At 34.7% G+C, this 18,141-nt stretch carries 12 protein-coding genes; 6 read left to right on the top strand and 6 right to left on the bottom strand.

Annotation, left to right across the window (positions count from 1 at the left end; all coding sequences use genetic code 11):
• Positions 1-134 precede the first annotated feature (134 nt).
• The gene (gene pckA, locus D1J36_RS04245; protein ID WP_014937789.1) at positions 135-1,739 is read right to left on the bottom strand and encodes a phosphoenolpyruvate carboxykinase (ATP); all 1,605 of its coding nucleotides are present in this window, start codon (positions 1,737-1,739) and stop codon (positions 135-137) included.
• Positions 1,740-1,873: 134 nt separating this feature from the next.
• On the bottom strand, positions 1,874-2,776 hold the full coding sequence (locus D1J36_RS04240; protein WP_154137660.1) for a GYDIA family GHMP kinase: 903 nt from the start codon (positions 2,774-2,776) through the stop codon (positions 1,874-1,876).
• A gap of 121 nt (positions 2,777-2,897) precedes the next feature.
• Between D1J36_RS04240 and D1J36_RS04235 the strand changes: the two genes are divergently transcribed.
• The 5 genes from D1J36_RS04235 (at position 2,898) to D1J36_RS04215 (ending at position 10,116) form a co-directional block, all read left to right on the top strand.
• On the top strand, positions 2,898-5,063 hold the full coding sequence (locus tag D1J36_RS04235) for a patatin-like phospholipase family protein (RefSeq protein WP_154137343.1): 2,166 nt from the start codon (positions 2,898-2,900) through the stop codon (positions 5,061-5,063).
• A 14-nt stretch (positions 5,064-5,077) separates the two neighbouring features.
• Positions 5,078-5,491 carry an rRNA maturation RNase YbeY gene (ybeY, locus tag D1J36_RS04230; RefSeq protein ID WP_154137342.1) on the top strand — a complete coding sequence of 138 codons (414 nt, stop codon included), beginning with the start codon at positions 5,078-5,080 and terminating at the stop codon, positions 5,489-5,491.
• 180 nt (positions 5,492-5,671) lie between these two features.
• Entirely contained in the window at positions 5,672-7,534 is a 1,863-nt protein-coding gene (gene mnmG, locus D1J36_RS04225; RefSeq protein WP_154137341.1) for a tRNA uridine-5-carboxymethylaminomethyl(34) synthesis enzyme MnmG, read from the top strand.
• A 60-nt stretch (positions 7,535-7,594) separates the two neighbouring features.
• Positions 7,595-8,425, top strand: coding sequence for a class I SAM-dependent methyltransferase (locus tag D1J36_RS04220; protein ID WP_154137340.1), 831 nt, complete (start codon positions 7,595-7,597; stop codon positions 8,423-8,425).
• 137 nt (positions 8,426-8,562) lie between these two features.
• The gene (locus D1J36_RS04215) at positions 8,563-10,116 is read left to right on the top strand and encodes a M20/M25/M40 family metallo-hydrolase (RefSeq protein WP_154137339.1); all 1,554 of its coding nucleotides are present in this window, start codon (positions 8,563-8,565) and stop codon (positions 10,114-10,116) included.
• 71 nt (positions 10,117-10,187) lie between these two features.
• On the opposite strand, the gene D1J36_RS04210 is transcribed toward D1J36_RS04215, so the two are convergent.
• Together D1J36_RS04210 and D1J36_RS04205 are read right to left on the bottom strand one after the other, a co-directional pair.
• A complete protein-coding gene (locus D1J36_RS04210; RefSeq protein ID WP_154137338.1) occupies positions 10,188-11,651 on the bottom strand; it encodes a RagB/SusD family nutrient uptake outer membrane protein in 1,464 nt (487 codons plus the stop codon).
• Positions 11,652-11,672: 21 nt separating this feature from the next.
• Positions 11,673-14,618: a SusC/RagA family TonB-linked outer membrane protein gene (locus D1J36_RS04205; RefSeq protein WP_154137337.1), complete on the bottom strand. Its 2,946-nt coding sequence runs from the start codon at positions 14,616-14,618 to the stop codon at positions 11,673-11,675.
• Between the two features lie 255 nt (positions 14,619-14,873).
• Here D1J36_RS04205 and D1J36_RS04200 point away from each other — a divergent pair, with 255 nt between their 5' ends.
• Positions 14,874-15,878 carry an adenosine deaminase gene (locus tag D1J36_RS04200; RefSeq protein ID WP_154137336.1) on the top strand — a complete coding sequence of 335 codons (1,005 nt, stop codon included), beginning with the start codon at positions 14,874-14,876 and terminating at the stop codon, positions 15,876-15,878.
• Positions 15,879-15,932: 54 nt separating this feature from the next.
• Here D1J36_RS04200 and D1J36_RS04195 read toward each other — a convergent pair whose 3' ends face one another.
• Complete coding sequence (locus D1J36_RS04195) at positions 15,933-16,433, bottom strand: hypothetical protein (RefSeq protein WP_014937801.1); 501 nt, start codon at positions 16,431-16,433, stop codon at positions 15,933-15,935.
• Between the two features lie 59 nt (positions 16,434-16,492).
• A complete protein-coding gene (locus tag D1J36_RS04190) occupies positions 16,493-17,683 on the bottom strand; it encodes a phosphoglycerate kinase (protein ID WP_154137335.1) in 1,191 nt (396 codons plus the stop codon).
• Positions 17,684-18,141: the final 458 nt, after the last annotated feature.

The following is an 18,141-nucleotide window of genomic DNA, read 5'->3' as shown; positions in this document are numbered from 1 at the left end:
AGATTTCTTATTACAATGTGTATTAACAAACTTTAACATATCATAATTGACTATTGATATTTTAATAACAAGAAAATAGAGTGGCCAATTAGATTAACCACTCTATTCTCACTCAAAATATTTCTAGTAAAAATTTATAACTGAGGTCCTGCCGCTACTAATCTCTTACCTTCTTCGGTATCTGTATATTGTTCAAAATTCTTAATATACTTAGCTGCTAGAGATTTTGCTTTTTCTTCCCATTCTGCTGGTGTAGCGTAAGTATCTCTTGGGTCTAGGATACCTTCAGAAACATTAGGTAACGAAGTAGGAATTTCTAAATTCATTACAGGAACTACGCTCTTAGGTGCATTATCTATGGAACCATCTAAAATAGCATCAATGATAGCTCTTGTATCTTTTAATGAAATTCTCTTACCTGTACCATTCCACCCAGTGTTTACTAAATAAGCCTTAGCACCATGTTCTTTCATTTTGCTAATCAATGTTTTAGAATACATTGTTGGGTGTAAAGTAAGGAATGCTTCCCCAAACGCTGGCGAGAACGAAGGTGTAGGTTCTGTAATACCTCTCTCTGTTCCTGCTAGTTTAGAAGTATATCCACACAAGAAGTGATATTGCGCTTGGTCTTCTGAAAGTATAGATACTGGAGGCAATACTCCAAAGGCATCAGCAGATAGATAAATAATCTTACTAGCGTGTCCTGCTTTAGAAGGAAGTACTATCTTATTGATATGGTAGATAGGATAAGAAACTCTAGTATTTTCTGTAATAGAACCGTCTTTGTAATCTATCTCACCGTATTCATTTACCACAACATTCTCTAGCAATGCATCTCTTTTAATAGCTCTAAAGATGTCTGGCTCTTTTTCTTCTGTAAGGTCGATAACTTTAGCATAGCAACCACCTTCGTAGTTGAACACTCCGTTGTTATCCCAACCGTGCTCATCATCACCTATTAGATATCTTTTTGGGTCTGCAGAAAGCGTTGTTTTACCTGTTCCAGAAAGACCAAAGAATAATGCTACATCTCCTTTTTCTCCCACATTGGCAGAACAGTGCATAGATGCCATACCTTTAAGTGGTAGGTAGTAGTTCATCATCGCAAACATACCTTTTTTCATCTCTCCACCGTACCAAGTACCTCCTATAATTTGGATTTTTTCTGTAAGGTTAAACATCACGAAGTTTTCAGAGTTTAGACCTTGCTTTTCCCAATCAGGGTTAGTTGTTTTAGAACCGTTCATCACAACAAAATCAGGCTCTCCGAAGTTTTCTAACTCGTGAACAGATGGTCTGATGAACATATTGGTAACAAAGTGTGCTTGCCAAGCCACCTCCATTACAAATCTTACTTTAAGTCTAGTATCAGGGTTAGTTCCACAGAAAGCATCTACTACATAAAGTTTTTTAGAGGTAGAAAGCTGCTGAAGTACCAAATCTTTACAATGTGCAAAAACCTCTGGAGAGGTAGGTCTATTAACATTACCATCCCAATGTATTGTATCTTTAGTGGTATCATCTAATACGATATATCTATCCTTAGGAGATCTTCCTGTAAAAATTCCTGTTTTAACGGCTACTGCTCCTGATTCTGTTTGAGCTCCTTTTTCAAAGCCTTTGTTCTTATCAGAAACCTCTGCTTTATGCAGTTCTTCGTAACTAGGATTATACACGACTTCATGATAACCTGTAATCCCTAAATTGTGCAACTCTTGGATAATCTTTAAATTTTTCATAGGTGATGTGTAATTATATATAATTTATGATTTTATTTTTCGGTTCACAAATTTACTTATTCCGTAAGAGGAACGGTGCGTTAAAGATAATGATATTAGTCAGAAAATGCAACTTAAAAATAAACTACTGATTATCATAAAATTATATCCGAAAAATTAAAAATATCAGAAAAACCTTTCTCCCTAAAGTAAGTCTCTGCCCTAGAAAAATTCTCTGCCATAATAAAATCTCCACCCCAAGCTCCTAAACTTTTTATGAACCCTGGATAATCCGAAAAATAGAGTTCTCTTACCGTAGGTATCCCTAAAAATTCAGAAAGTTTTTGCTCGTGTACTTTCATCAATTTTGAGAACTCTGCTAAACTATCTGCTTCTAGCACCGCATCAGTAAGTTCTGAAAAAAAGTCTATATTCTTTTTAGACTTTTCTCTTGTTTTATACAGAGCAATACCTTCTCTACTATCTTGCTTTTGGTTTAGATGTACGAAGAGTAAATCGTCTTTAAATTTAGGTGAAAAAAGCACAGGTACAACTTCCCTAAAAGGCTTTAGCTGGTACAATATAGATTGTTCTTCTAACGCTACTGCTACATCGTAGCCACTACCTCCCAATGTCTTCTCGTTAAGAAGAAAAGCATCTACTTTTGCCCATTTTGCTAAGTTAGCCATAAGCGTAGAGCTACTCCCCAGACCATAATTGGCAGGAAACTGAAGATTAGTTTTGATATGATAGGAAACTCCTTTTTTAAACTTTTCTAACGAAATAGATTCTAGATACTTTAATACCTTTAGAATAAATTCGGCATTAGTCCTTAAATTGGTAGAAATAATTTTCCACTTACGATAGTCTATCTCTATAGACAGCCACAACTGGTTTTGATGATAAGTTTCCCAAAAGATTTTAGCATTGTTATCCTCTTTTTCTTCCACCCACAAATCTTGCCCCATTTTGGTAGGCAATGCCAGAGCTTTAGCACCGTCTAAAACAACATATTCGGAAGTGATGAGTAATTTTCCTGGTGAAAAATAATGTTCCATCATAAGGCAAAGTTAATTCTAATTATCCAGTTTTAAAACAAGTAAACTTTATTTTGCCTCAATTATTAGTTGATATATTGTTATATTTGTTCATTGGTTTATTATCTAACACATAACCTTTATGCTTATGAAAAAAGTATTATGGCTGAGTTTACTACTTACATTTTTTACTTACAAATCTCAAGTAAAGGATAATCTAAACACTCCAAAAAAGCCAAAAATAGGGCTTGTTTTGGCAGGTGGCGGCGCTAAAGGTTTTGCTCACGTGGGGGTTCTTAAAGTTTTAGACTCGTTAGGTGTAAAGGTAGATTATATCTCAGGGACGAGTATGGGAGCTATTGTGGGTGGACTATACGCTTCTGGATATACAGGAAACGATATTGAGAAAATAATAACCAATACCGATTTTTACGACATCATTGCTAACGAAAAAAACAGAAAAGAAACTTCCTTTTTCAGCAAAACCACAGACAAATACCTTCTGAATATCCCCATAAAAAATGGTAAAATAAATGTACTCCCTAAGGCTATTTCTACAGGACAGAAGAACATTTATATGCTTAAAGATTTATTTAAGAATGTTTCTAATGTAGAAGACTTTGCTCAACTTCCTATTCCATTTATGTGTGTTACCACAAACCTTGAAAGTGGTAAGATGAAAATCTTTGAAAAAGGAGATTTAATTAAAGCTATTATGGCGAGTTCTGCCTATCCTTCGCTTATGGACCCTGTTAAGATAGGTGATAGCCTTTATATAGATGGTGCTATGACCATCAACTACCCTGCACAACCTCTCAAAGAGAAAGGAATGGATATTATCATAGGGGTAGATTTAAGTCAAGGTTTAGCTAAAAGGGAAGATTTGCAAAGTGCCATTAGTATCCTCAACCAAGTGATAGATTTTGGGATACAGAATGAAACTAAAAATCAATATCAATACATTGACATCAACATACACCCAAAGCTAGACGGTATGAATGCCACCAGCTACGGAGATAAAGAAAAAATACTAAAACTAGGCTACGAAGAAGCTCAAAAATATATCGATATACTATCTAAACTCCCTAAACGGAAACACACCCAACTAAGAGTAGCATCTAGCCCTATTTATTCTAACATTTACAAAATAGATAGTTTGGAGGTGATAAATAATAAGGTATTTAGCCGTTCGTATTTACAGGGTAAAATGAATCTGAAGGTACCATCGTTGCAATCTTATGGAAGCATCAATAAAATGATAGATAAACTATATGCTACCAATAATTATAACCTCATCAATTATGATATTATCCAAAATAACGGCAAAAATACACTCCAAGTTACAGTAGATGAAGACCAAAGCAGATATTATCTAAAGTTTGGGTTACACTACGATGAGTTATTTAAAACAGGGCTACTCATCAATGCTACTGCTAGAAGACTACTACTTCCCAACTCTACTGTATCATTAGATGTTGTAGTGGGAGATAGCCCTAGATATTACTTTAACTATTTTATGGATAATGGCTATATACCAGGGCTTGGAGTTTCCTCTTCAGGAATGAAACTAAACCTCAAAAACAATACGGGTACTATTACGGAGGATTGGACTTGGCTAAGAAACGAAGTATTTATCCACTCTATATGGAGGGACAGATATGCTATAGGGGGAGGGCTTAGCCACGATTATTTTAAAACGAATAATCCCTATATTAACGAAATAAAAAACTTTATCAACCCTTACTTTTTCATAAAGAGTGATACACAGGACGACAAAAACTTCCCTACCAGAGGTTTCTACCTAGATGCTGAAGGTAAAATATTAAATCTATTTAGCGACAAAAACTCCGAAATTACTCCCATACAAGTAAAGGCAGACCTTAGAATGAATTTCCCTATCAGCAGTTGGCTTACCTATAATCTAAGTCTTTTTGGAGGATTTACGACAAACCACGAGGATTTATCTTACTTCTATCAGTACCGTATAGGTGGTATTTTTGAACAAAAACTAGGTAATTTTGCACAAATGCAAGGGCATTATTTCGGATATACAAGTAGCCCAAATCTATTAACTGCAACCAATAATTTTCAGTTTAAGATACAGAAAAGCTATTTCATTATCGCTCATTTCGGTATGGCCAATCTTTTCAATGAAATCAATCTGAAGGATATGCTTAATATCAATCATAAAGGATTAGGTATTACTGCAGGATACAAATCACCTTTTGGACAAATAAAAATAAATTACAGCAATCCACTAAACAAAAACAAAGGAGTGTTTAATGTCATATTAGGACATTGGTTTTAAAAACTTAATTAAAAATGATACAATTCTTTTTTGAAGAAATAGAGCCCATTAGTATATCTACTGACATCAGCAAATGGTTAGAGCAAATCATCTTATCAGAACACAAAAAACTAGGTAAGATAAACTATATATTTTGTGATGACGAGTATCTACTCAAAATAAATCAAGAACATTTACAACACGATTATTACACTGATATTATTACTTTCGACTATGTTAGAGGAAACACCATATCAGGCGATATTTTTGTATCTTTGCCGCGCATTTCAGACAATGCCTCTACCCTATCCAAAGACTATCAGTCAGAATTCCTGAGAGTATTAGCTCACGGCGTTCTACATCTCTGCGGATACAAAGACAAAACAGAAGAAGACATCAAAGAAATGCGAAACAAAGAAGACCATTATATCAATCTATTTTTAAAATAATTGTCTTTTTTAGAAGCTATTTCCCGCTGTACGCTCATACTCCTCGCTTCGCCGCTCCACTTCGTTCCGCGGCTTCACTGCGGGGTATCCGCTACCATCGGGGCTAGTTACAAAAACTGTGAAAAACAAAAATGTTTCACGTGAAACATTTTAAATTTAGATAAGAAACAAATACATATAATGATAAACGAAGTATATGATGTTATAGTAGTAGGAGCAGGACACGCAGGTTGCGAAGCAGCCGCAGCAGCAGCCAATCTAGGCTCCAAAACACTCCTCATTACGATGAATATGGAAACCATAGGCAAAATGAGTTGCAACCCAGCTATGGGAGGTATCGCCAAAGGGCAAATCGTAAGAGAAATAGACGCTATGGGAGGTTATAGTGGTATTGTAGCAGATAAATCTGCCATACAATTCAAAATGCTCAACCTATCCAAAGGACCTGCAATGTGGTCGCCTAGAACTCAAAACGACCGTATGCTCTTCGCAGAAGAATGGAGATTAGCCCTAGAAAACACACCTAACCTAGACTTCTTCCAAGATATGGTAAAACAGCTCATCATAGAAGGGAACAAAGTTGCAGGGGTCATCACTTCACTTGGGATAGAGATAAAAGGAAAATCCGTAGTATTAACCAATGGCACATTCCTTAATGGACTTATCCACGTTGGCGACAAACAACTCGGCGGCGGAAGAATGGGCGAACCAAAAGCCTTCGGCATTACCGAGCAGCTTGTAGATTTAGGATTTACCGCAGGAAGAATGAAAACAGGAACTCCTCCTAGAGTGGACGGAAGAACACTGGATTACTCCAAAATGGAAGAACAACCCGGAGATGAAAATCCTCAAAAATTCTCCTATCTAGACACGCCAAAACTTACCAAACAACGCTCTTGCCACATTACTTACACCAACGAAATTGTACACGATATACTCCGTTCAGGGTTTGACAGAAGCCCTATGTTCAACGGGACTATACAAAGCCTCGGACCTAGATATTGCCCAAGTATAGAGGATAAAATCAATCGTTTTGCAGAACGAAACAGACATCAACTATTTGTAGAACCCGAAGGTTGGAAAACCATTGAAATCTATGTAAACGGTTTCAGCTCTTCCCTACCCGAAGACATACAAATAAAGGCTATGAAACACATTCCTGGTTTTGAGAATGTAAAAGTATTCCGTCCAGGATATGCTATAGAATACGACTATTTCCCTCCTACACAACTTAATCATACCCTAGAAACCAAAATCATAGAAAACCTTTATTTTGCAGGGCAAATCAATGGAACTACTGGTTACGAAGAAGCCGCAGGACAAGGGCTTATAGCAGGTATCAACGCTCACAATAAAGTACACGAAAAAGAAGCCTTTATTCTCAACAGAGATGAGGCTTATATAGGTGTACTTATAGACGACCTCATCACCAAAGGTACAGAGGAACCTTATAGAATGTTTACCTCTCGTGCAGAATATAGATTGTTACTTAGACAAGACAATGCAGACATTCGTTTAACAGAAAAATCTTATAAACTAGGTCTTGCAAAAGAAGAAAGACTACAAAAAGTTGAAGATAAAATAAAGAAAAGCGAAGAATTAGAAGACTTCTTAAAGGATTATTCCTTAAAACCAAAACAAATTAACCCTATACTTGAAAGTATAGAATCTTCTCCTGTAGACCAAGCCTACCGTGCCTCACAAATTCTTACCAGACCTAATATGAAGTTAGAGCTTTTGGAAGAGATAGAAGATATAAAAAATACAAGCAAAAACTATTCGGACGAAGTAAGAGAACAAGCAGAAATCAATATAAAGTATAGAGGTTACATAGAAAAAGAAAAAGAAAATGTAGCCAAATTACACAGATTGGAAAACATCAAAATCCCCGAAGATTTTGATTTTACAAAAATCAATAGTCTTTCTGCCGAAGCTAAACAAAAACTCAATAATATAAGACCTAAAACCATAGCACAAGCCTCTAGAATAAGTGGCGTTTCTCCTGCTGACATCAATGTGTTACTTATATTTTTAGGAAGATAGATATTTACATTCGTTGAATGTTTCACGTGAAACATTCAACGAGTTTTTATTAGAATTTATATGAAGATAAAAGACCATTTTCTTTCTCAAGAGATTTTTGAAATTAAAGAAACCTCTATCAAAGGTATCTTAAAAACATATCCCGTACCTGAAAACATCGGTAAATATTATGAGAGTGATAAGTACATTTCCCATCATCAGGACAGTGGTAGTTTAAAGGAATTTGTTTATAAATTTATACAAAGTTTCAACATTAAATACAAAGCTAGAATTGTCAGGGAAAATCTTTCCTCCCCTGATTCTAAAGACTGTAAAATTTTAGACTACGGTTGTGGAGCAGGTGAATTTATAAAATCCCTAGAAAATAAATACATTACTTACGGATACGAACCCAACGAAAAAGCTAGAAACTTCGCTAAGAAAAAAAGTTCTAAAACAAAATTTATAGACTCTCTGAACGAAATAGAAGATAATACATTAGACATTATAAGCCTATGGCACGTATTTGAACATATAGAAAATCAGAAAGAAATACTAGATTTATTCAAGCAAAAATTAAAACCTGATGGAACACTCATTATTGCTGTTCCCAATTATAAATCTTACGATGCCGAAAGATACCAAGATTTTTGGGCTGCTTATGATGTACCTAGACACCTATTTCATTTCTCAAGAGAAGGAATGGAAACACTAATGCAACAAGAACAACTTAAAATAAAAAAAATAGCACCTCTCCTACTTGATGCGTTTTATATTTCTATACTTAGCGAAAAATACAAAAAAAATAAACTTTTTTGGCTTTTTGGAGGTATCTACGGAGCAATTTCTAATTTTAAAGCATCAAAAACGGGAGGTTTTTCTAGTTTGATATATATAGTCAAAAAAAATTAGAAAATGGATTTTTACCCTATTTATTAAAGTCGTTTTTTTGCCGTTTTTTGGTTTAGTTTAAAATTTATTATGCAGAAGCTATTATAACCTCTAAAAAATAATTCTTATTTTCACGGAGTAATTTTAAACTAAAGACTATGAAGTGTACTTTAAAATCTATGAGTGCTACTTTGTTGTTTTCTATCACGACAGTAGCCTTCGCTCAAACCTCCCACCCTATTGTAGAAAAAATGATAAATGAAACCTATCAAAATTCTCAATTAGAAAAACTAGGATACGAGCTAATTGATAAAATAGGACCAAGATTGGTAGGAAGCCCAAAAATGCAACAAGCTCACAATTGGGCGGTAAACCAATTCAAATCTTGGGGAATTTCAGCAAAAAATGAACCTTGGGGCGAGTGGCGTTCTTGGGAAAGAGGTACTTCTCAAATCACCCTTACACAGCCTTACATCAAATCTTTGGAAGGGAGACAACTGGCATTCAGCCCTGCTACAACAAAAAATGGAGTGGAAGCAGAACTTATTACAATGCCTGTATTTAAAACCAAAGCCGAGTTTGATACTTTTTTAAAAGGGGTAAAGGGAAAAATTGTAATGATTAGCCCATACGAACCTAGCGGAAGACCTGATTATAACTGGAAAGAATATGCTACAGAAGAATCCTACAAAAAATATAAGGAAGAATCTGAAAAAAGAAATAAAGAGTGGGCTGCTTCTATGAAAACCATTGACCATACAGCACGCACTATTCAGAAACCTATCGAGGAAGCAGGTGCAGTAGGCATCGTTACCTCCACTTGGAGTGGTGGGTTTGGGGTTAGTAGAATTTTCAATGCTACCACATCTAAAATTCCTGTTGTAGATATTGCGTTAGAAGATTATGGTCAGCTTTACAGAATGGTACAATATGGCGACCGCCCTAAAATCAATCTAAATGTTCAAAGTAAAAACCACGGCACTGCTAAAACTTTCAATACAATAGCAGAGCTCCCTGGTACTACTCATAAAGACGAATATGTTATCTTGTCTGCCCACATAGATTCTTGGGACGGTGCATCTGGTGCGGTGGATAATGGTACTGGCGTTATTACTATGATGGAGGTAGCTCGTATCCTCAAAAAATACTATCCTAACCCTAAAAGAACTATTATAGTTGGTCTATGGGGAAGCGAGGAACAAGGGCTAAATGGCAGCCGTGCTTTCGTATCGGATAACAAAGATAAATTACCTAAAATACAAGCTGTTTTTAACCAAGACAACGGTACTGGTAGGATACAATACATCAATGGTTCGGGCTTTGTGCACGCCTACAATTACCTCCAAAAATGGATTGCTCCTGCACCTGAATACATCAAAAAGGAATTAAAATACACCTTCCCTGGCTCTGCAAGTGGCGGAAGTAGCGACCATGTTTCTTTTGTAGCCGCTGGTGTACCAGCCTTTATGCTAGGCTCTTTAAACTGGTCATACGGTACTTATACTTGGCATACCAATAGAGATACTTACGATAAAATAGTTTTTGATGATTTAAAGCACAATGTGGCACTCATCGCTACAATGACCTATATGGCGAGTGAAGACCCTGAACAAAGCAATCGTGAAAAGATGGTTTTACCAATCAACCCAACTACAGGAAAACAATACGAATGGCCTGAAATTAAAGAGCCTACTCGTAAAGGAGGGTTTTAACGATAATCATAGCTTTTATAAGTGTTATAAAATAAAAACACCCTAAAAATTTAGGGTGTTTTTTTATAACATTAATTCTGTTCGAGAAGAGGATTTGCATTTAACTCCCTTCTAGGTATCAAGAAAGTCCAACGAGAGTCCCCTGCTGATACCTCAAATACATTATTAACTACAACACTATTATGATTGCTGCCTGTTCTGTTAAGAGGTTGGTTAAGTCTCTTTAAATCTAAAAATCTAAAGCCTTCTCCCCACAGTTCTATACGGCGGCTGTCTAATATTTCGTTGATATAAGCTTCTCCTGTAGCAGTAGTAGCTACATAAGCTGGATTTCTGTTTTTAGAAAATTCGGTAAATACAACCTTAGATTCAGGTTCTTTGCCTAATCTTGCTAGAGCCTCTGCTTCTATTAAATACATTTCAGCAGCTCTCATATAAGGCACATCCATTCTACTATCTCCAGTACCTACTGCTAAGAATTTTTGACTGGTATAAGGGTACTTAGCAAAATTGGAAGGTAAACTTAAACTTAGGTGTTTTCCTGTAGGATCCACTACTTGCGTTCTCACATCTGTGCTAGGAAATTTGCTGTAAAGCAACTTATTCATAGCCTTTGGATTCTGTCTGATATTAGTAGAACTAAAATTTCTAGACATATAAGCCCCGAAATTAGCAAAATAGGCTGTTTGATCTTCTTTAATAGAGCTACCCCAAATCCATTCTGGATTATCTAAGCTGTTAAAACCAGCCTTGTAAGTACTATTGCTCATTAAAGTAAAACCTTGTCTTGCTAGTTTTGCCTGCTCGGCAGCCTCTTTGTAATTTCCTAAAACCAGTGCTACTCTTGCTTTGATACCTCTTACTACTTCAACATTAAAGTGTGACTTATGTACTCTACTAATTCCGTTTAAAAGCTCTATTGATTTATCTAAATCAGCATTAATTTGTTTATAAACTTCCTCTACTGAAGATCTTGCTAGTGGATCATCAGTAGGTTCTAATCTTAATGGAATACCCTTAGGATTGGGTGTTCCATCATATCTCTTAGCATATAATTGTACTAATTGAAAATGACAAAATGCTCTAAAGGCATAAGCTTGACCTAGAGCGTTCTTTTTAGTAACTTCACTCCCTGAAGCATCATTACCATCTTTTATCAAAACATTAGCATTTCTTATAAGTTTATAATAAAACTTCCAAGGATATAGAGCATCAGAAGAATTTTCATCTTGATGACCCAACCATCTTACAGAAGATATATACCAACTATTACCCACGCTAGGAAATACTAAATCATCCCCTAAGGCATCCATTATAATCATAATACCTGATTGCCCTGATTGTCCTTGGCTATCCTGTCTAGTATACATACTTCTATGCATACCATTTATAGAAAGCATCATGTTATCTGCTGTTTGAGTAATGCTTTCTGCTGAAATATCACTAGTAGGAACTGTGTCAAGATAAGAGTCTCTACAAGATTCTGCAGTTAAAAATGCTCCTAAAAAACACGTATATATTAAAAATTTTTTCATTGTTGTATGCTTATTAAAAAATTAAAAATTAGTAGAAAAACCAAAACTAATAATTCTAGCAGGTGTGAATCTATTAGCTGTGACACCTGTAAAACTTTGTGCGGGTTCTAAACCTTTTCTAGCCGTTTTCGACCATATATTTTCTCCATTAACAAATATCTTAAGATTGTTAACTCCTATCGGATTTACAATCTCTCTAGGCATATCATAAGATAATGTTACTTGTCTTAAAGTAATATAATCTGAACTAACTAACCATCTGCTAGAACCTACTCCTACACTTTGATAATTAGATGCATCTAATCTAGGTACATCTGTTATATCTCCTGGATTTTGCCATCTCCTAAGTATATCTGTACTAAGTGCATCTCCCTGAGGATAAGCACTCATAAGACCTGCATAATTAGTATCATAAGTCTTACCCCCTAATTGGTAAGTGAATAATGCTGATAAAGAGACTGATTTATACTTAAACATAGTTCCGAAACTACCGAAAAGCTTAGGAATAGCACTTCCCGAATAGTCATACTTTGCATCATTATGGTTTGTAGTTACTTTTACTCCATTTATTTCTCTAAGAGTAGTTCCTCCTTTAGCTATAGCTTCATCGGAAGCATAGAATAACCCCATACCATCGGCAGGATCTACTCCATACCATTGTCTTAACCAGTAGTCATATATAGATTTTCCTACCATATATTTTTTAGTTCCAACTATTCTTTCCTCCTGAGGAAATTTAGTAATTTCATTATTTAGAGTGGAAGCATTAATATTTAGATTCCATTTGAAGTTATTTGTTCTAATGATATCCATATTAAGTGCTATCTCTATCCCCGAGTTTACTAAAGCTCCTGTATTTTCATCTCGAGTACTAATACCTGAAGATTCTGGTTTTGGCACAGATAAGATAAGGCCATCTGTTCCTCTCTTATAATATTCTACACTACCTGTTACTCTATTATTAAATAAACCAAACTCTAAAGCAAAATCTAATTGTGTATTGCTCTCCCATGTTAACTGTGGATTACCTACACTATTTATCATTACTCCTGCATAATCTCCATTGTTATAACCTAAACTATAGAGAGGTTGCCAAGCATAATAAGATACATCTGTACTATAACTACCATCATTACCCACTTGCCCATAAGATCCTCTAAGCTTTAATTGACTTATTGTAGAATTACCCTTTAAGAAATTCTCTTGGTCTATTCTCCATCCTGCCCCTAATGACCAAAATGTAGCCCAACGGATATCTTTATGAAATCTAGCAGATCCATCCCTTCTAATAGAGGCAGAAAGTAAATACTTTCTGCTATAATCATAGTTTAACCTAGAAAAGTAGGATTCCTTAGGTAAAATCATATCATAAGAAGTTAAATTGGTAGGTGTTACAAAATTAACTAACTCATCATTCCCATCAACTACCTGATTTGTCTTACGACCATAAACATACTCATATTTGTAAGAAATATTTTCGTGTCCCAATAATACATTCAAATTATGACGTCCAAAAGATTTATCATAATTAAGTAACTGATTAAAGGTAATTGTACGTGATTCTGTAACAGTTCTTGATGCCGCCCCATTAGGTACTGCATCACCTATAATTTTATTACGATAGGCTATTCCTTTATAATTTCTCAAGTCATAACCTACATTGGTAGTAAATGTTAATTCTGGTAACAATTTAAACTCTCCAAAAAACCTTGAGTTAACATTATATATTTTATCATAATTTCTATTCAGTAATGTTTCTTGAATGACATGTCTACCTCCAGCTGCACCTGCTCCTCTCTTATCTCCTGCATCATAGATACGATTACCTTCTTTATCATATATATATCCTCCAGTGATTGGGTCATGGGCATAAACACTATAAATAGGTCCTATATTTCTAGTCCAATTAAATGGATTAACATAAGAATTATTATTATCTACTCCATCTATAGCTTGGTTAGAAAATGAATTTGAATAAGCCAAATTAGTACCTACCTTAAACCAATCTTTAACTTGAGTATCTATATTTAATCTAGCTGAAATTCTTTCATAGTCTGAACTCAAAGCGTAAGCATCTTCCTTAAGATATCCAAATGATGCATAGTAAGTAGTTTTATCTGTTCCTCCACTATAATTGAAATCATAGTTTTGTCTCATACCTACCTTAAAAAATTCCTTTTGCCAATCTAAATCATCATATTTTAAAGATGCATTAGGGTTTAAAACTCCATCTATTACTAATTGATCATCAGCAACATTATATACATTATTCTTCAGAACATCAGGTATCAATGTTCTAGAAGCGTACGCATTAGCATCCGCTAATGACATTGAATTACTAGGGCTATAAATTTGCCCATTTCTTATAGCTTCCCATACTATTGGATAATACTGAGCTGCATTCAATCGATCATATTCAGGAATAGACCTCATAGAGATACCAGTACTTGCACTAAAATTAAACTGAGATTTTCCTCTTTTTCCCTTTTTAGTAGTAATCATAACTACTCCATTAGCCGCACTAGATCCATATAAAGAAGTTGAAGCCGCATCTTTTAATATATTTAATGATTCTATATCATCAGGGTTTATATTGGCTATATTTCCGTTATAAACAGTTCCATCTACTATAAACAAAGGACTATTATTTGAGCCTATAGAACTAAATCCTCTGATTGTAATTGCTGGACCACTTCCAGGTTGTCCCGTACTTGTAGAAACTTGCACCCCAGGTGTAGCCCCATCTAGAGCTTGAGCCACGTTAGTTAAAGACCTTTGAGCTAAATCTTTTGCTTTAATTTCGGCATTTGCTCCTACTACCGTTTCTTTCCTTTGCTTACCATAAGCCACTACTACTACTTCCTCAATTTCTCTTGTTTTCGTAGAATCTTTTTTCCTTTGTCCATAGACTTCGTTTCCACAAAGCACCAACGACAAAGAAAAAACAGTAATAATTGTTTTCTTCATAATGTCAAAATTTATGTTAATACAGTTCCTATTATAAAATTAAGCTGTCGCAATTTATACATTATGTGTCTATTATGCAAATTTTTATTTATCGCTAAATCACTGTACTTACAATACTTTCGCTCATCACTATTTAATTTTTCCAAAAAAACAAGTACAAAAGTCAGTGAAATAAAGTAATAATATCAGTTTTTTAATAATATAAATACTCAAAATCACTACATTTGTTCCCTTTTTTATTTAAAATAAAATATTATGAACATCACAGAATACATTAAAAAAATACCCAAGGCAGAACTTCACCTCCATATCGAAGGAAGTTTTCAACCAGAACTAATGTTCAAAATAGCCCAAAGAAACCAAGTTAAAATTCCTTATCAAACGGTAGAGGAAGTCAAGAAAGCCTATCAGTTTTCTTGTCTTCAAGACTTTTTAGATATTTATTATGCAGGGGCAAGTGTGCTTCTCCACGAGCAAGACTTCTACGAACTTACAATGGCTTATTTTAATAAGTGTGCAGAAGAAAACATTGTGCATACAGAAATTATGTTCGACCCTCAAACCCACACTAAAAGAGGCGTTTCGTTTGGGACAGTTATCGGTGGTATCCAAAAAGCAAGAGAGGAAGCTCAAAGCAAATATGGCATCTCTTCCCTACTCATAATGAGTTATCTAAGACATCTTTCTGAAGAAGATGCTTTTGAAACTCTGGAGCAATCTCTTCCTTACAAACCTCTAATCACTGCTGTGGGATTAGATTCTTCGGAAAGAGGTAACCCACCTTCTAAATTCCAAAGAGTTTTTGAAGCCTCTGTAAAGGAAGGTTATATCCCTGTAGCTCACGCTGGAGAGGAAGGTCCAGCTGAATATATATGGGAAGCTCTAGACCTTATCAAAATAAAAAGAATAGACCACGGAAATAACTGCTTATCTGATGAAAAGTTGATAAATAGATTGGTAGAAACCGAAATGGCTCTCACGGTATGTCCGCTCTCTAACTTGGAGCTTAAAGTGGTAGAAAATCTAGATAGCCACCCACTTAAAAAAATGCTTGAGTTAGGGCTTAAAGTTACCGTTAATTCTGATGACCCTGCTTACTTTGGAGGTTATCTCAACGAAAACTTTATACAAACTGCAAATGCCTTAGATTTAAACCAAAATGATATTAAAACTCTAGTAAGTAATAGTTTTAAATACTCTTTCCTCCCAGAAACTGAAAAACATAAATATCTTTCCCAAGTAGAGAATTTTAGTGTTTAATAACACAATAGACCTCATTTCTGAGGTCTATTTTATTTTCAGTGATAAGATAAATTATTTAGACTTTAATGTTTCTGTATAATTTATTTTTCCTTTCTCATTGTATTCTTTAACTACAGCATCGTTGCTTGTAACTAGTACATTAAGGTTATCATTTTTCTTATCGTATAAAATAGTAGTCATATAATCCGAACAACTATTCTTTTTACAACCTGTAGTTTTATATACATCATTTTCAGATACTACTGGTGTTTCTACATTAAAGTTAGCTACAATTTCAGCGTATTTATCTCCTGTTAATGTTTTAATTCTTTCAGATAAATCACTCTTATCAAGAAGTCCTAAATCTTTAGGATACTTACCTACATTTTGAGTTAAAACATTTTCAGCAACTACTGTAGCAACTTCTTGGTTTTCTACTTTAGCGCTATCACTAGCAACAGCTTCTTTCTTTTCGCAAGTTTCTTTGCAACTTTTTTCACATTTATCTTTACAACAAGAAGTGAAAGCTAATGCTGCTCCTACCAATACTAAACTTAAAATTGATTTTTTCATAGTTTTTTATTTAATTAAATTAATTTGTCTCTGTTATTACAAAAAGTATTCCTTTTTTATTATTTATTGATAGCTGCTACCCCTGGAAGCTCTAACCCTTCTAATGACTCTAACATAGCTCCGCCTCCTGTAGAAACATAAGATACTTTATCAGAATAATTAAACTGCTTTACGAATGCCACACTATCTCCTCCACCTACTAATGAGAATGCACCTTGTTTAGTTGCCTCTGCAATGCTGTCTCCTAAGGCTTCTGTACCCGCAGAGAAATTAGACATTTCAAATACTCCTAATGGACCATTCCAAAGTATCGTTCTAGAATTCATAATAACATCATTATTAAGTGCTCTAGTTCTTGCTCCTACATCTAAGCCCATCCAACCTTCTAGTATTTCGTTAGAATCTACTTCTTGAGTTTCTGCCTCGTTGCTAAAACTATCCGCAGCTATCACATCTACGGGTAGATAAACTTTTACATTCTGCTGTTCTGCTTTTTGTAAAATTTCTAAAGCTAGGCTCATCTTATCTTCTTCTACCAAAGAATTTCCTATTTGTCCTCCTTGGGCTTTAATAAATGTAAATGCCATACCTCCTCCTATAATAAGGTTATCTACGGCTGGTAATATATTTTCTATAATGGTAATTTTGGTAGAAACTTTAGAACCTCCAAGTATAGCAGTTACTGGTCTTTCTCCAGAACCTAATACTTTATCTATAGCTTCTAGCTCCTTCTCCATCAACAAACCGAAAAACTTAGTTGAAGGAAAAAACTCTGCAATAACCGCCGTAGAAGCATGTTCTCTGTGGGCAGTACCAAAGGCATCATTTACATAAGCATCTCCTAATTTAGAAAGTGATTCTGCAAAGGCTTTATCTCCTTTTTCTTCTCCTTCGTAGAAACGCACATTCTCCATCAATAATACTTCTCCTGCTTTTAATTCGGCGGTCATTTTTTCTGCCTCCTCTCCTACTGTTACGGGACAAAACTTAACTTCTCTACCTAATACTTTAGAAACTTCTGGAAGAATATGTTTTAGAGAAAACTGCTCGTTTGCTTGTCCTTTAGGGCGCCCTAGATGGGTTAGGATAACCACCGAACCACCATCGTTAAGTATTTTATCTATACTAGGCTTTGCGGCTTGTATTCTAGTATTATCTGTAACTTCTAGTTTTTCGTTTTGAGGTACATTAAAATCCACTCTTATAACGGCTCTTTTCCCTTGGAAATTATAGTCTTTAATGGTTTTCATAATTACTTCTATTTAATTTTTAACGACTCACAAATTTAAGATTTATCTGTCTGAAAAACTAAAATTTTAGCCACAAATATTTCACAATCCACACGAGCAACATTCATCAATAACATTATTTTTTAGATATATATTTATAAAAAGAAGATTGTTGTATGTTGTTAAGTGTTGTGATTTTGTGGATAAATATTTCGCTTATTTTTCATCACACATCATAGGTACTTAATTAACATTTTATAGACAATGTAAAGACTTATAAATTAACCTTTTTGAGTGCTTACTAACATAATGTGGATAATTATAAACTAGTATGGTTTGGGATAATTATTACATGGAAAAACTTTAAAAATCTTCCCTCAAAAAAATAAAATTTGATTTGGATAATGTTTCAAAATGTAGCAATATGAAAAATATTTTAAAATTCTAAGACTTAGTTTTTATATCTTATCCACAATAGA

The organism is Riemerella anatipestifer, assembly GCF_009670965.2.
GTDB classification, from domain to species: Bacteria; Bacteroidota; Bacteroidia; order Flavobacteriales; family Weeksellaceae; genus Riemerella; species Riemerella anatipestifer_B.
Note: the sequence above shows the minus strand (reverse complement) of the source record. Positions and strands in the feature narration are given on the sequence as shown.

Bases quoted from the DNA above. Each gene is read 5' to 3' on its own strand.
- pckA (WP_014937789.1), bottom strand. From the start codon at position 1,739: ATGAAAAATTTAAAGATTATCCAAGAGTTGCACAATTTAGGGATTACA.
- mnmG (WP_154137341.1), top strand. From the start codon at position 5,672: ATGATAAACGAAGTATATGATGTTATAGTAGTAGGAGCAGGACACGCA.
- D1J36_RS04210 (WP_154137338.1), bottom strand. From the start codon at position 11,651: ATGAAAAAATTTTTAATATATACGTGTTTTTTAGGAGCATTTTTAACT.
- D1J36_RS04215 (WP_154137339.1), top strand. From the start codon at position 8,563: ATGAAGTGTACTTTAAAATCTATGAGTGCTACTTTGTTGTTTTCTATC.
- D1J36_RS04205 (WP_154137337.1), bottom strand. From the start codon at position 14,618: ATGAAGAAAACAATTATTACTGTTTTTTCTTTGTCGTTGGTGCTTTGT.
- D1J36_RS04200 (WP_154137336.1), top strand. From the start codon at position 14,874: ATGAACATCACAGAATACATTAAAAAAATACCCAAGGCAGAACTTCAC.
- ybeY (WP_154137342.1), top strand. From the start codon at position 5,078: ATGATACAATTCTTTTTTGAAGAAATAGAGCCCATTAGTATATCTACT.
- D1J36_RS04195 (WP_014937801.1), bottom strand. From the start codon at position 16,433: ATGAAAAAATCAATTTTAAGTTTAGTATTGGTAGGAGCAGCATTAGCT.
- D1J36_RS04220 (WP_154137340.1), top strand. From the start codon at position 7,595: ATGAAGATAAAAGACCATTTTCTTTCTCAAGAGATTTTTGAAATTAAA.
- D1J36_RS04190 (WP_154137335.1), bottom strand. From the start codon at position 17,683: ATGAAAACCATTAAAGACTATAATTTCCAAGGGAAAAGAGCCGTTATA.
- D1J36_RS04240 (WP_154137660.1), bottom strand. From the start codon at position 2,776: ATGGAACATTATTTTTCACCAGGAAAATTACTCATCACTTCCGAATAT.
- D1J36_RS04235 (WP_154137343.1), top strand. From the start codon at position 2,898: ATGCTTATGAAAAAAGTATTATGGCTGAGTTTACTACTTACATTTTTT.